The sequence below is a fragment of the Variovorax sp. P4_B10 genome (genome assembly GCF_056402375.1).
Window position 1 is genome coordinate 1 of record NZ_JBFUHN010000080.1, and the last position, 13,685, is coordinate 13,685.

The 13,685-nt window shown below is 68.1% G+C and carries 13 protein-coding genes; 5 read left to right on the forward strand and 8 right to left on the reverse strand.

All coding sequences use genetic code 11. The features are described from left to right. Positions 1-377, reverse strand: a 377-nt coding sequence (locus tag AC1DXX_RS27410; RefSeq protein WP_478137364.1) for a nickel-binding protein, incomplete at its 3' end; no start/stop codon positions are given. Between AC1DXX_RS27410 and AC1DXX_RS27415 the strand changes: the two genes are divergently transcribed. The 3 genes from AC1DXX_RS27415 (at position 268) to AC1DXX_RS27425 (ending at position 3,441) form a co-directional block, all read left to right on the forward strand. Continuing rightward, positions 268-1,239, forward strand: a complete 972-nt coding sequence (locus tag AC1DXX_RS27415; protein ID WP_478137365.1) for an AraC family transcriptional regulator — start codon at positions 268-270, stop codon at positions 1,237-1,239. The two genes, AC1DXX_RS27410 and AC1DXX_RS27415, sit on opposite strands and share 110 nt — an antisense overlap. Before the next feature lie 52 nt (positions 1,240-1,291). Continuing rightward, the gene (locus AC1DXX_RS27420; protein ID WP_478137366.1) at positions 1,292-2,194 is read left to right on the forward strand and encodes an amidohydrolase family protein; all 903 of its coding nucleotides are present in this window, start codon (positions 1,292-1,294) and stop codon (positions 2,192-2,194) included. Between the two features lie 101 nt (positions 2,195-2,295). Then, a complete protein-coding gene (locus tag AC1DXX_RS27425) occupies positions 2,296-3,441 on the forward strand; it encodes an ABC transporter substrate-binding protein (RefSeq protein ID WP_478137367.1) in 1,146 nt (381 codons plus the stop codon). A gap of 26 nt (positions 3,442-3,467) precedes the next feature. Here AC1DXX_RS27425 and AC1DXX_RS27430 read toward each other — a convergent pair whose 3' ends face one another. Genes AC1DXX_RS27430 through araD form a run of 3 tightly spaced genes read right to left on the reverse strand, consistent with a single transcriptional unit; the run spans position 3,468 to position 6,964 of the window. Then, the gene (locus AC1DXX_RS27430; RefSeq protein ID WP_478137368.1) at positions 3,468-4,448 is read right to left on the reverse strand and encodes a Bug family tripartite tricarboxylate transporter substrate binding protein; all 981 of its coding nucleotides are present in this window, start codon (positions 4,446-4,448) and stop codon (positions 3,468-3,470) included. Positions 4,449-4,482: 34 nt separating this feature from the next. Continuing rightward, positions 4,483-5,193, reverse strand: a complete 711-nt coding sequence (locus AC1DXX_RS27435) for a ribonuclease activity regulator RraA (RefSeq protein ID WP_478137369.1) — start codon at positions 5,191-5,193, stop codon at positions 4,483-4,485. Between the two features lie 43 nt (positions 5,194-5,236). After that, entirely contained in the window at positions 5,237-6,964 is a 1,728-nt protein-coding gene (gene araD / locus AC1DXX_RS27440; protein WP_478137370.1) for an L-arabinonate dehydratase, read from the reverse strand. A gap of 118 nt (positions 6,965-7,082) precedes the next feature. On the opposite strand from araD, the gene AC1DXX_RS27445 reads away from it, so the two are divergent. Next, entirely contained in the window at positions 7,083-7,772 is a 690-nt protein-coding gene (locus AC1DXX_RS27445) for a GntR family transcriptional regulator (protein WP_478137371.1), read from the forward strand. A 24-nt stretch (positions 7,773-7,796) separates the two neighbouring features. Here AC1DXX_RS27445 and hmpA read toward each other — a convergent pair whose 3' ends face one another. After that, on the reverse strand, positions 7,797-8,975 hold the full coding sequence (hmpA, locus tag AC1DXX_RS27450) for an NO-inducible flavohemoprotein (protein ID WP_478137372.1): 1,179 nt from the start codon (positions 8,973-8,975) through the stop codon (positions 7,797-7,799). A 137-nt stretch (positions 8,976-9,112) separates the two neighbouring features. Between hmpA and norR the strand changes: the two genes are divergently transcribed. Next, a complete protein-coding gene (gene norR, locus AC1DXX_RS27455; protein WP_478137373.1) occupies positions 9,113-10,693 on the forward strand; it encodes a nitric oxide reductase transcriptional regulator NorR in 1,581 nt (526 codons plus the stop codon). A 6-nt stretch (positions 10,694-10,699) separates the two neighbouring features. Here the strand turns inward: norR and AC1DXX_RS27460 are convergent, their stop codons facing one another. The 3 genes from AC1DXX_RS27460 to nirD are packed head-to-tail and all read right to left on the reverse strand — an operon-like array spanning position 10,700 to position 13,683. Continuing rightward, positions 10,700-12,436 carry a bifunctional protein-serine/threonine kinase/phosphatase gene (locus tag AC1DXX_RS27460; protein ID WP_478137374.1) on the reverse strand — a complete coding sequence of 579 codons (1,737 nt, stop codon included), beginning with the start codon at positions 12,434-12,436 and terminating at the stop codon, positions 10,700-10,702. A 34-nt stretch (positions 12,437-12,470) separates the two neighbouring features. After that, complete coding sequence (locus AC1DXX_RS27465) at positions 12,471-13,286, reverse strand: formate/nitrite transporter family protein (RefSeq protein ID WP_478137375.1); 816 nt, start codon at positions 13,284-13,286, stop codon at positions 12,471-12,473. A 52-nt stretch (positions 13,287-13,338) separates the two neighbouring features. Then, entirely contained in the window at positions 13,339-13,683 is a 345-nt protein-coding gene (nirD, locus tag AC1DXX_RS27470; RefSeq protein WP_478137376.1) for a nitrite reductase small subunit NirD, read from the reverse strand. Positions 13,684-13,685 lie beyond the last annotated feature (2 nt).

Consider the following 13,685-nt stretch of genomic DNA (forward strand, 5'->3'; position numbering starts at 1 on the left):
ACGTAGCTGTGGATCCACTGGATGTCGGGGCCCATGCTGCTCAGCACGCCGCAGGACTTTTGCGAGATGGCCTTCAGATCCGACGGAGTGAATTTGCCGGCACCGGGGATGTCTCGTTCGATGATGAATTTGGGCATGTCGATACTCCTGTCTAGAATCGGTCGAAGGCGACCAGTACCTATGGTGCCGACGCGAAGCACCCTTGTCTTGCCCGCTTCGCCGGACTTATTGACTGAAGCCCCGCCCTCGCTTGCCTGAGAGGTGACCATGGATGTCTTGTCGGACGTGCTGCGGACCATCCGCCTGGAGGGCGCGCTGTTCCTGAACGGGGACATGCATGCGCCCTGGTGTTTCCAGGTGCCCAGGGGCGCGGACATCGCGCAGCTGCTCAAGCCCGGCGCGCAACGGCTGGGCATCTGCCACCTGGTGCTGCAAGGCGAATGCTGGGCCCAGGTCGATGGCGAGGCGCCGCTGCGCGCATACGCCGGCGAAGTGATCGCCGTGCCGCATGGCGACTCGCATGTGCTGGGCAGCGGCCTGCAGCATGCGGCGGTGGACATGGCGCATGTGGTGAGTCCGCGAGCGCCCGAACTGGAGCGCATCCGCTACGGCGGCAACGGTGACCGCACCGTGCTGGTGTGCAGCTGGTTCGCGTACGAAGGCGATGCGCCCAATCCCGTGATGGCGAACATTCCGCGCCTGTTCACCATGTCGTTGCGCAGCAGGCCGGCAGGCCTGTGGATCGAGCAGTCCGTCAACTTCGTATTGGGCGATGCGGCGTCGCACACGCCCGGTTCGGAGATGGTCGCCGCCAAGGTGGCGGAGGTGTTGTTCGCCGAAGTGCTGCGCGGCTACATCGAATCCATGCCCGCCAACAGCCCTGGCTGGCTGGCGGGCCTGCGCGACCCCCACGTGAGCCGCTGCCTGGCGCTGATGCACGGCGAGCCCGCACGCAACTGGACGGTCGACGCGCTGGCGCAGGAAACCCACATCTCGCGCAGCGTGCTGGCGGACCGCTTCACCGAACTGGTGGGCACGCCGCCCATGCAGTACCTGACGCGCTGGCGCATGATCCTGGCCGCCGGCATGCTGCGCAAGGACCAGGGCAACCTGGCGCGCATTGCCGAAGGTGTCGGCTACGAGTCGGAAGCCGCTTTCAACCGCGCATTCAAGCGCGAGTACGGGGTGTCGCCGGGGGCTTGGCGGCAGAACGGGGTCTCGCTGCGCGCCGGCGCGTAGGTTGTCGGACGGCGCACCCCGACGTCGATGGGCAACCTCGCGAGGAGCATGCATGGCCCGGACCCCAGTTCCCCAAACCGTCTTCCGCGCCGTCCTTGCAGCGTGCGGTGCCGCCTTCGCCATCGCTGTCCATGCAGCCGACTACACCGGCCCGATCTTCGACGCCCACCTCCACTACAACGAGGAGGCCTGGAACGGCAGCAGCGGCCCATTTCCGCCGGCCGATGCGCTCGCCCGCATGCAGCGCAACGGCGTGCGCGCCATCGTCGGGAACTCACGACCCAACGAAGGCACGCGCACGCTCGCGGCCTCGCGCGAGACGCGTGAGGCCGGTGTCACCGTCGTGCCCTTCGTGCGCCTCTATCGCAACCGCGCCGACTACGGCAACTGGTTCCGCGACGAGACCATCTACGACATGGTGCAGGCCGAACTCGCGCGCGGCACGGCCAGCGGCCCCTACCGTGGCATCGGCGAGTTTCATCTCTACGAGAGCGCCAACGCCAATGGCCCGGTGGCGAAGAAGCTGATGGTGCTGGCCGAGCAGCGGCAACTCGCCGTGCTCGCGCACGTGGACGACGAGGCGGTGGACCTGCTGATGGCACACACGCCCACGCAGGGCCGCGACACCCGGCTGATCTGGGCCCACACCGGCATCGGCGGCACGCCGGTGGCACGGGTACGGCAGATGCTCGAAAGATACCCGCGGCTCATGGGCGAGCTGTCGTACCGCCCGGGGCTCACCTGCGAAGGCGGCCGGCTGTGCGCGCCGTGGCGCGAGTTGATCCTCGCATTTCCCGACCGCTTCCTTGTCGGCTCCGACACATGGATCAACCAGCGCTGGAGTTCGTACGACGACATCATGCGGGACTACCGGGGCTGGCTTGGCGACCTGCCGCCCGCCGTGGCGCAGCGTGTGGCCTGGGGGAATGCGGCCGACTTGTTCGGGGTGCGATAGCCCGCCGAAACCGAGGGTTTACCCTAGCCTTCAGTTACACTGGAAAGTACCTCGTTACATGGGCTGCGGGGGGCTTTTTCCGGCGGCCCGCCATCCATCCAATGCTTCCCAAGAACAATTCCATCCAACGTCGCGACGTGATCAAGCGGTTTGCCGCCGCGGGCGCCGCGGTCGCGCTTCCGGCGCTGGCCCAACCGGCGCGCATCGTGCTCGGACAGTCTGCCGCGTTGAGCGGCCCGGCCGAACAGCTGGGCATCCAGATGAACCAGGGCGCGCGCATCTACTTCGACGCGCTCAACGCCTCCGGCGGCGTCAATGGCCGCACCATCGAATTGCGCACGCTCGACGACGGCTACGAGCCCGAACGCTGCAAGGCGAACACCGACAAGCTCATCAAGGATGACGTTTTCGCACTCTTCGGCTACGTCGGCACGCCGACCTGCATGGCGGCGCTGCCGCTGGTCGATGCGGCGAAGATCCCGTTCTTCGGCCCTTTCACCGGTGCAGAGGCCCTGCGCGAACCCTTCCGCAAGACGGTGTTCCATGTTCGTGCCTCGTACCACGACGAGACCGCGCTGATCGTCAAGCAGCTCACGTCGCTGGGCATCAGCAAGATCGCGGTGTTCCACCAGAACGACGCCTACGGCCAAGCCGGGCTCGAGGGGGTTCTCGCAGCCCTCAAGCCCATCGGCCTTGCACCCGTGGCCGTGGGAACGGTCGAGCGCAACTCGGTCAACGTGGCACAGGCCGTGAAAGGCATCATGGCCGCCGGCCCCGCGGCCGTGATCCAGGTAGGTGCCTACAAGGCATGCGCAGCCTTCATCCGGGAGGCGCGCAAGGCGGGCTACGGCGGGACCTTCTTCAACGTATCGTTTGTCGGCACGCAGGCGCTGGCCGACGAGCTCGGCAAGGAAGCCCGGGGCGTCGTGATCAGCCAGGTCATGCCCTCCCCGTTCTCGGCAAGCACGCCGATTTCCCGCGAATACATGGACGCCGTGCACAAGGCAGGCCCCGAAGCCAAGCCGAACTATTCGAGCATGGAGGGCTATGTCGCCGCCAAGGTGTTCGCCGAGGGCCTTCGGCGCGCCGGCCGGCCGGCAACGCGCGAATCGCTCGTCACCGGGCTCGAATCGATGCAGAACGTCGATTTCGGCGGCTTCCACGTCGACTTCAGTGCCCGCGACCACAAGGCGTCGAACTACGTCGAACTGTCGATGCTGACCGAGGACGGCAAGGTTCGCCGCTGAGGGACGCTTCACGCCCCAGGTAAGGCTCAGTCGGCCACCGCGCCCGACTTCTTCACCAGTTCGGCCCAGCGCGGAATCTCCCTGGCCATGTGGTCGCGCAGTTCTTCCGGCGTGCTGCCCACGATCTCCATGGCCAGCTGATCCGAGAGCTTGGCCTGCACGTCGGGCTGCTTGAGCGCCTTCACGATCTCCGCATTGAGGCGCTGCACGATCGGCTTGGGCGTGCCCTTGGGGGCGTACACCGCCTGCCACGACGACATCTCGAAGCCGGGAATGCCCGACTCGATCATGGTCGGCAGCTCGGGCACCAGCGCGATGCGCTTGCTGGTGGTCACGGCCAGCAGCTTGAGCTTGCCGCTCTTGACCAGCGGCAACGCGGCCGTCACCTGGTCGAACATGAAGGGCACCTGCCCTGCGGCCACGTCGGTCAGGGCCGGCGGCGTGCCCTTGTACGGCACGTGGGTGAGCTTGACGCCGATGAGGTCGGCGAACATCTCGCCGGCCAGGTGGGTGGAGGTGCCGGCACCTGAAGAGGCAAAGATGCGCTTGCTCTCGTCCTTCTTCAGCAGGGCCACCAGTTCGGCCACCGAGTTCACGCCGAGCTGGCTGTTGACGATGAGCACGTTGGGCAGGCGCGCGACCAGCGAGACGGGCTCGAAGTCCTTCATCGGGTCGTAGGGCAGCTTCTTGTAGAGGCTGGCGTTGATGGCGTGCGTGCTGATGGTCCCGCCGAAGAGCGTGTAGCCGTCGGGTGCGGCCCTGGCCACGTAGGCGGCCCCGATGCCGCCGGCCTGGCCGGGCTTGTTGTCGACCACCACCGACTGCTTGAGGCTCTCGCCCAGCTTCTGGGCCAGCGTGCGGCCCACGATGTCGGTGGAGCCGCCGGGGGTGAAAGGCACGACGTAGACGATCGGCTTGGCGGCCGGCCATTCGGCGGCCTGGGCCCAGGCGGCCACGGGGCTGAGCACGGCCAGAAGCAGCGCTGCGGCGCGGCGGGTGAAACGCATGGTTTGTCTCCTCGAGGTGGAAAAGGAATAGAGCTCAGCGGCCCTTGGCCTGGCGCCATGCCGCGAAATCGGTGCGGCTCTGTTCGTCGGTGGGCGGGTACAGGCCGAGGATCGAACGGCCTTCGAGCACCATGTCCTGCACGAAGTCTTCGAAGACGCTCATCTCCGTGGCCTCGGCGGCGACTTCATCGGCCAGGTGGGCGGGAAGGACGATCACGCCTTCGGCATCGCCCACGATCACATCGCCCGGAAACACCGGCGCATCGCCGCAGCCGATCGGCACGTTGATGTCGATGGCCTGGTGCAGCGTGAGGTTGGTCGGCGCGCTGGGACGGTGGTGGTAGGCCGGGAAGCCGAGCTTCGCGATGTCGGGGCTGTCGCGGAAACCACCGTCGGTCACCACACCGGCCACGCCGCGCTTCATCAGCCGCGTGACCAGGATGCCGCCGGCCGAGGCGGCACGCGCGTCCTTGCGGCTGTCGATCACCAGCACGGCGCCTTCGGGGCACTGCTCCACCGCCTGGCGCTGCGGATGATTGCGGTCGAGGAAGACGCCGATCGGGTTCAGGTCTTCGCGCGCYGGCATGTAGCGCAGCGTGAAGGCCTCGCCCACCATGTTGGGCAGGCCGGGGGCGAGCGGCCGCACGTCCTGGATGAACTGGTTGCGCAGGCCGCGCTTGAACAGGGCCGTGCACAGGGTGGCGGTGCTCACCTTCATGAGCTGCTCGCGGGTGGCGGGATTCACGTGTCGTCTCCGTTCTTGAAATGAAGTGGGGTTGGAAGGCGGATCAGAAGATGTCGGGCTCCGGCACCGGCTTGCCGAAGCCGGTTTCCAGGAAGTCGAAGTCGCAGCCTTCGTTGGCCTGCTTGATGTGGCGGCCGAACATCCATCCGTAGCCGCGCTCGTAGCGCGGCGGCGGCGGCGTCCAGCCGGCCTTGCGGCGGGCGAGTTCCTCGTCGCCGATGTCGAGGTGGATGCGCCGCGCGGGCACGTCCACGGTAATGCGGTCGCCGGTCTTCACCAGCGCGAGCGGCCCGCCGATGGCCGCCTCGGGCGAGCAGTGCAGCAGGCAGCCGCCGTAGCTGGTGCCGCTCATGCGTGCGTCGGACAGGCGCAGCATGTCCTTCACGCCCTGCTTCAGCAGCTTGGTGGGGATCGGCAGCATGCCCCACTCCGGCATGCCGGCGCCGCGCGGGCCGGCGTTGCGCAGCACCAGGATGTCGTCGCCCGTCACGTCCAGGTCGGGGTCTTCCACCGCCTTCTTGAGCGCCGGGTAGTCGTCGAACACCAGCGCGCGGCCGCTGTGCTGCAGCAGGTGCGGTGCGCAGGCGCTGGGCTTGATCACCAGGCCGTCGGGCGCCAGGTTGCCGCGCAGCACGGCCAGCGCGCCTTCGGCGTAGATGGGGTTGGCGAGCGGCCGGATCACATCGTCGTCGTAGACCTCGGCGCCTTCGATGTTCTCGCCGAGGGTGCGGCCATTGACGGTGCGCGCCTCGGTCCGCAGATGGCCGCGGATGCGTTCCAGCATCGCAGGCAGGCCGCCGGCGTAGAAGAAGTCCTCCATCAGGTAGGCGTCGCCGCTCGGCCGGATGTTGGCGATGACGGGCACGCGGCGGCTGAAGGCATCGAAGTCGTCCAGGCTCACCGGGTGGCCGGCGCGGCGCGACATCGCGATCAGGTGCACGACGGCATTGGTGCTGCAGCCCATGGCCATCGCGCAGGCGATGCCGTTCTCGAAGTTGGCGCGCGTGAGCATCTTCGCGGGCGTGAGGTCTTCCCACACCATCTCGACGATGCGGCGGCCGCAGTCGGCGCTCATGCGGATGTGGTTGGCGTCCGCCGCGGGAATGCTGGAGGCGCCCGGCAGGCTCAGGCCCACCGCCTCGGCGATGCCCATCATGGTGGCGGCCGTGCCCATGGTCATGCAGGTGCCGTGGCTGCGGGCAATGCCGGCCTCCATCTCGGCCCAGGCCTGCTCGCCCAGCCGGCCGGCGCGGCGCTCGTCCCAGTACTTGAAGGCGTCGGAGCCCGAGCCCAGCACCTTGCCCTTCCAGTTGCCGCGCAGCATGGGGCCGGCCGGCAGGTRGATGAAGGGGATGTCCATGCTGAGCGCGCCCATCACGAGCCCGGGCGTGGTCTTGTCGCAGCCCCCCATCAGCACCGCGCCGTCCACCGGGTGGCTGCGCAGCAGCTCTTCCGTTTCCATTGCCAGGAAGTTGCGGTAGAGCATGGTGGTGGGCTTGACCATGCTTTCCGAGAGCGAGATCGCCGGCAGCTCGAGCGGAAAGCCGCCCGCCTGCAGGACGCCGCGCTTGACGTCCTCCACCCGTTGCTTGAAGTGCGCGTGGCACTGGTTGGCGTCGCTCCAGGTGTTGACGATGGCGATCACCGGCTTGCCCATCCAGTCGGCATAGCTGTAGCCCATCTGCAGCACGCGCGAGCGGTGGCCGAAGGATCGGAAGTCGTCGGGCGCGAACCAGCGGGCGCTGCGCAGGGATTCGTAGGGGCGTTGCATGGGCGTTGTCTCTTGCTTGCGGCGGGTCGCGCGGGGACCTGCGCAAGCTTGTGATTCGAGGGAATGATTCATTAAAACACTAATATATTAGTTGCGTCAATGACACAATCCTCCCCCAATGAGCGCCCTACCGAAGATCCGACTCGACCGCACCCGCCTGGCTGCGCCCCAGGTGCTGGAGAAGCTGCGCGATGCCATCCTCTCGCTCGAACTGGCGCCCGGCACGGTGCTGGCGCGGCAGGAACTGGCCGATCGATTCGGCGTGAGCCAGACGCCGGTGCGCGAAGCGCTGCTGCGCCTCAGCGAGGAAGGCCTGGTGGACGTGTTTCCGCAGCATGCGACCCTGGTCAGCCGCATCGACATCGCGGCCGCGCGCCAGGCGCATTTCCTGCGCCGCTCCATCGAGCTGGAGCTGGTGCATCAATTGGCGCTGGAGGCGCCCGCAGGACTGGTCGAGCAGATGAAGGCCAGGATCGCGCAACAGGCGGCCCTGTCGGCGGCACAACGCTATGGCGAGTTCGTCGGCGCCGATCGCGCGTTTCATCACCTGATGTATGAAGCCGCCGGCGTGCCCGACCTGTGGGAGCTGGTGGGTCGCGTATCCGGACATGTGGACCGGCTGCGTCGCCTGCACCTGCCCACCGCCGGCAAGACCGAAGCGATCCTGCGGGATCACCGGGCCATCGTGCGCGGCATCGAACGCAAGGACCCGGCCGCGGCGCAGGCCGCGCTTCGCAAGCACCTGTCCGGCACGCTCAGCGCGGTGGACGAGATCTGCCGGCAGTACCCGGACTACGTCGCCGCCTGAGTCGCCGGACCAGCCCGACCGCCCCTAAGCCTCCAGCGCCTCCAGCGGCCCGAAGAACTCGTAGCGCAGCTGCTGCTTGGGCACGCCGAGCGCGAGGCCATTGGCATAGACCGCCTTCATGAAAGGCTTCGGGCCGAGGAAGTAGAGATCGACATCGCGGTCGGCCGGCAACTGCTGTGCAAGCAGTTCGCGAGTGACGAAACCGGTCGCATGAGGCCGATCAGAATCGCGCGGCGCGTCGTAGACATAGAGCGGCTTCACGTTGGCATGCCGGGCCGCCAGCGCATCGACGCGCGAACGGAACGCGTGGGCGCCGCCGTGCCGTGCCGCATGGATGAAATGCACCGCCCGGCCCGTGTGCGCCACGGACTCGAGCATGCTCATGGCCGGCGTGATGCCCACGCCGCCCGTCACCAGCACCAGCGGACGCTCGCCCCCGGGTTGCAGCACGAAGTCGCCGCAGGGCGCCTGCACCTGGAGAAGGGTGCCGGCGGTCGCAGCCTCGTGCAGCCAGTTCGATGCCCGGCCACCCTCTTCCCGCTTGACGCTGATCCGGTACCAGGGCTTGCCCGGCGCATCGGACAGCGAGTAGTTGCGCCGCAGCGGCTCGCCGTCGATGCTCAGCACCAGCGTGAGGTACTGCCCGGGCGAGAATGCCAGCAGCGGGCCGCCGTCCGCGGGCTCCAGGTAGAACGAGGTGATGACTTCGCTCTCGTCTTCGCGCCGGGCCACGCGGAACTCGCGCACGCCACGCCAGCCGCCCGTTCGAGCTTCGTTGGCGCGATAGACCTCTTCCTCCGCGGCGATGAGAAGCGCCGCTAGCGACTCATAGGCTTCAGCCCATGCGGCGATGACGTCGTCGGTCGCGGCGTCGCCGAGCACATCCTTGATGGCCCGCAGCAGGCACTCTCCAACGACCGGATAGTGCTCCGGCAGCACGCCCAGCGCAGCGTGCTTCTGGATGATCCGCGGCAGCGCCCCGGCGATCTCGTCCAGCCGGTCGATGTGCGCGGCATAGGCGAGGACCGCGCCCGCGAGCGCGCGCGCCTGGCTGCCGGCCGCCTGGTGGGCCTCGTTGAAGAAGGCCTTCACCTCCGGGTGGCTCTCGAACATGATCCGGTAGAAGTGACTGGTGATGGCCTCCCCGTGCGCCTGGAGCGCGGGCACGGTGGCTTTGACGATGGCAATGGTTTGCGGGTTCATAGGGAGCCTCGAGATCGGCAGTTGGGATACCGTTCTCTCTCACGATCCATGCCAGTGGCGAGCGCCTCGCAAGTGCCTGTCGGCATTGTGGATTTCTGATTCGTGGTCAAATTCACAACAGAATCATCGTTGTATTAATGACCACAAATAGTGTCAATTTGACAACCATCGAAGCAACCGCCGCGACCGAAGGCAGCCGCTACCGCTCGCTGCTCACCGCGGCGCGCAGCCTCGTGCGGTGCGACGCCGCCGCGCTGCTGCGGCTGGACGGCGACGTCCTGAGGCCGCTCGCCGTGGACGGCCTGAGCGATGAAACCCTGGGACGGCAGTTCCCCGTGGCGTCGCATCCGCGCTTTGCCCGCCTGCTCGACAGCGACCGGGGCCTGCGCTTCGCCCACGATTGCGGGCTGCCGGATCCCTACGACGGCCTCGTCGCCGGCCAGCCAGGCATCCTGCCGGTGCACGACTGCATGGGCGCGCCGCTTCGCCTGCGCGGCACCCTCTGGGGCTTGCTGACGCTGGACGCCCTCGAACCGCACGCGTTCGCAGCCGTGAGCCCGGCGCAACTCGAAGCGCTGGTCGCGCTCATCGAAACCGGCATCGAGGCCGCCCATACGATCCGCGAGATGGAAGCGCGCGCAATGCGCGAGCAGGCCGTCGTGCAGGCGCTGCGTTCAGGACGCGGTGCCCCTCGCGAACTGCTGGGAAGCAGCCCGGCGATGAAGCAGCTGTGCCACGAGATCGACACGGTCGCGGTGTCCGACCTGACGGTGCTTCTGCTCGGCGAAACGGGCGTCGGCAAGGACCTGGTGGCGCAGCGCCTGCATGCGCGCTCGCGGCGGTGCGAACAGCCGCTCGTGCAGGTCAACTGCGCGGCGCTGCCCGAGACGCTGGCCGACAGCGAACTCTTCGGCCACAAGCGGGGCGCTTTCACCGGCGCAGTGCAGGACCGGGACGGCAAGTTCGAGATCGCGGACGGCGGCACCCTCTTTCTGGACGAGGTCGGGGAGCTGCCGCTGACGGTGCAGGCCAAGCTCCTGCGCGTGCTGCAGAGCGGCGAAGTGCAGCGGCCCGGGAGCGACCGGACGCTCAAGGTCGATGTCCGGGTGATCGCGGCCACCAACCGCGACCTGCCCGCGGCGATTGCGCAGGRCCGCTTTCGTGCCGATCTCTACCACCGGCTCTCGGTCTATCCGCTCGTCGTGGCACCGCTGCGCGAACGGGGGCGCGACGTGCTCGCGCTCGCCGGCGGCTTCCTCGAAGAAAACCAGCATCGCCTGGGTGCACGCAACCTGCGGCTCTCGCCGGCGTCGAAGGCGGCTCTTCTGGCGCACGGCTGGCCGGGCAATGTTCGCGAACTCGAGCATGTGATCAGCCGCGCATCGCTCAGGGCTTACCGGGAACAGCCGCGCGGCGCGCGCTGGACGGCCATCGAACCCCATCACCTGGCGCTGGACGCCGCGGCCACCGGCAGTCCCGCGATGCCATCCGTGCTGCTGTCCGCGCCGGCTCCGGCGGACGTTCACGCGGGCCTTGTCGCAGCGGGCGGCACGCTGCGCGAAGCCACCGCGGCGTTCCAGCGGACCTGGCTCGCGGATGCGCTGGCGCGGCATCACGGCCGCGTGGCCGACGCCGCGCGTGAGGCCGGCATCGACCGCAGCAACTTTCACCGGACGCTGCGCAAGCTGGGCGTGGCGCCGGCTGGCAACGAGGCTTGAGGCGCGTCAACGCCCCAGGATCAGCAACCCCAGCAGCACGACAACCAAAGCCGCCAGCAGCACCGTGGTGCCCTGCCAGAAGCGCACCGGGTGCCGTTCGACCAGCGGTGACAGCCGCGGGCGAAGGAACTCCTGCCCCGGCGCTTTGAGGTCGTGTGCGAATTCGGACACCGCTTCCTGCCGCTTCGCCGGATTGGGGTTCAGCGCCTTCTGCAGCACGGCATCGACCCATGCGGGCAGGTCGGGCCGGAAATGGCGGACCGGCACGCAGCGCAGCCGGTTCACGTCGGCCGGCGATCGCACCCGCGAGACATGAAGGCCGTACGGCAACTGGCCCGTGAGCATCTGGTAGACGATCACGGCCATCGAAAAAAGATCGGACCGCGCACTGCCGCCATGGCCGGTGAAGTACTCGGGCGCCGTGTACTGCAAGGTCCCGGCGATCGCGAGCGGCCGGCTCTCGCCCGCACCGTCGGCCAGCCCCGCCACGTGGGTCGTCGCGAGATCGATGATCCTGACCGTGCCGGTGCGGTCGATCATCACGTTCTCGGGGCGGATGTCCTGGTGCAGCATCTCCTTGCCGTGAAGCGCCTGCAGCCCGCTGGCCAGCTGCTCGACGATGCGGCGCACGCTGTCCAGCGCCGGCCTGGGATGGTCGACCATCCACTGCGCCAGCGTCTGGCCGTCGACGTACTCCATGGCGACATACAGGTGCCCGCGGGCGCGCTCGATCGCGCTCGCCTTGAGCACGTGGACGTTGTCGATGCGCCGCGCCACCCACTCCTCGAGCGCGAAGCGGTCGAGATAGTCCGGGTCGTCGCGCAGGTCGACCGAAGGCAGCTTCAGGACGACCTGCTGTCCGGTGGCCTCGTCCACGGCCAAGTGCACGTGGCTGCGCGAACTCACGTGGAGTTCGCGCACGAGCGTGAAGCCTTCGAAGCGGGCCCTGGGTGCGAGCGGCGGTGCGATCGCAAGCCCTTCCCGCTGCAGGGGGAGCAGCACCGCGTCGGCCGCCGGCAGTTCGTCGATGCGCACGAGCTGCACCGTGCAGTCGTCGTCGCTGCCCCTCGCCCGGGCCGCCAGCGCAAGGAGCCGCGCGGCCTCGTCGAAGTCCTCGCCGCAGCGCGCGATCGCGTCGTGCACCGCTTCGGCGTCGAGATGGGCATGGGCGCCGTCGGTGGCCAGCAGATAGACCTCGCCGGCCTCCGCCTCCCAGCAGCGGTAGTCGATCTCGACGTTGGCCCCCGCGCCCAGCGCGCGCCCGAGGTACGACTCGACCGACGACAGGTGGACGCGGTGATCGTCGGTGAGCTGCTCCAGCACATGCGGATGAAGGCGATGGATGCGCGCATCGCCGACGTGCAGCATGTGCACGTCCCGGCCCTTGAAGATCAGCGCGCTGAAGGTGCACACATAGCCGCTGTCCTTGTCGAAGCGCGCGTCGCTGCGCATCGTCTGCGCGTGCAGCCACGAATTCGTGGCGCCCAGGACCCGCTGGGCCGCCCGGCGCACCGACCAGGCGTCCGAGGTCGCGTAGTAGTCGTCCAGGAAGCCCCGGACGGCCGCCGCGCTGGCCACCTGGCTCACGCGGCTGGAGCCGATGCCATCGGCAATCGCCACCGCGATGCCCTTGGACATCCGCAGCGTCCCTTCCGGCAGCATCGCGCCGTGGAAGTCCTGGTTGACCGCTCCGGGCTTGGCCAGCGAGTGCTGGCCGAGCGTCACGCGCAGTGCCTTCTGCATGAGCGCGGGCGTGCGAGGCCTCAGCCGCCGGAGCTCAGTTCGCGGCGCGCTTCTTCGGCGCCGTCTTGTAGTGGGTCGAATACAGGGTCAGGCCCACGAAGGTCAGGCCGCCGACCAGGTTGCCCACGACGGTCGGGATCTCGTTCCAGATCAGGTAGTCCATGAGTGTGAACTTGCCGCCGAGCATCAGGCCGGTGGGGAACAGGAACATGTTCACGATCGAGTGTTCGAAGCCCATGTAGAAGAAGACCATGACGGGCATCCACATCCCGATGGCCTTGCCCGACACGGTGGTGGACATCATGGCGGCGACCACGCCGGTGGAGACCATCCAGTTGCACATCACGCCGCGGATGAACAGCGTCAGCATGCCGGCGGCGCCGTGCGCGGCATAGCCCACCGTGCGGCCTTCGCCGATGTGGCCGAGCTTCTCGCCGATGGCGTTGGGCGCCTCGCTGAAGCCGAAGGTGAAGATGATCGCCATGAACACCGCCACCGTCAGCGCGCCTGCGAAGTTGCCGACGAACACGAGGCTCCAGTTGCGCATGACGCCGCCCCAGGTGGCGCCGGGGCGCTTGTCGAGCACGGCGAGCGGCGCGAGCGTGAAGACGCCGGTCAGCAGGTCGAAGCCCATCAGGTACAGCATGATGAAGCCGACCGGAAAGAGCATCGCGCCGACCAGCGCGTTGCCGGTGTTGACGGTGATGGAGACGGCGAAGGCCGCGGCCAGCGCCAGGATGGCACCGGCCATGTAGGAGCGGATCAGCGTGTCGCGGGTGGACATCAGCAGTTTGGATTCGCCGGCATCGACCATCTTGGTCACGAACTCGGCGGGGGCTAGATAGGCCATCGGGATTCCTTGAAGAAACGGAGAGAAGAACGAAGGGTCGAAGGCGCGCGGCTCAGGCCAGCGCGACGAGCACGCGGCCTTCCTGCACGCGCACCGCATGGGCTCGCACCGAGTACTCGGGCGCTTCCAGGCACTCGCCGCTGCGCAGGTCGAAATGGTTCTTGTAGAGCGGCGAGGCGACGACGATCCGCTCCCCCAGGCTGCCGACCAGTCCGCGCGACAGCACGCTCGCCTGCGCCTTGGGGTCGACGTTGTCGATGGCATACAGGGCCTGTTCGCGGCCCACGCTGAAGATCGCGACATGCACGCCCTCGACGAGCGCGCAGACGCCGGTGTCGGGCAGGATGTCGGCGGCCGCGCACACGGCGGTCCATTGGAGGGAGTCGGTGGTGGTCATCT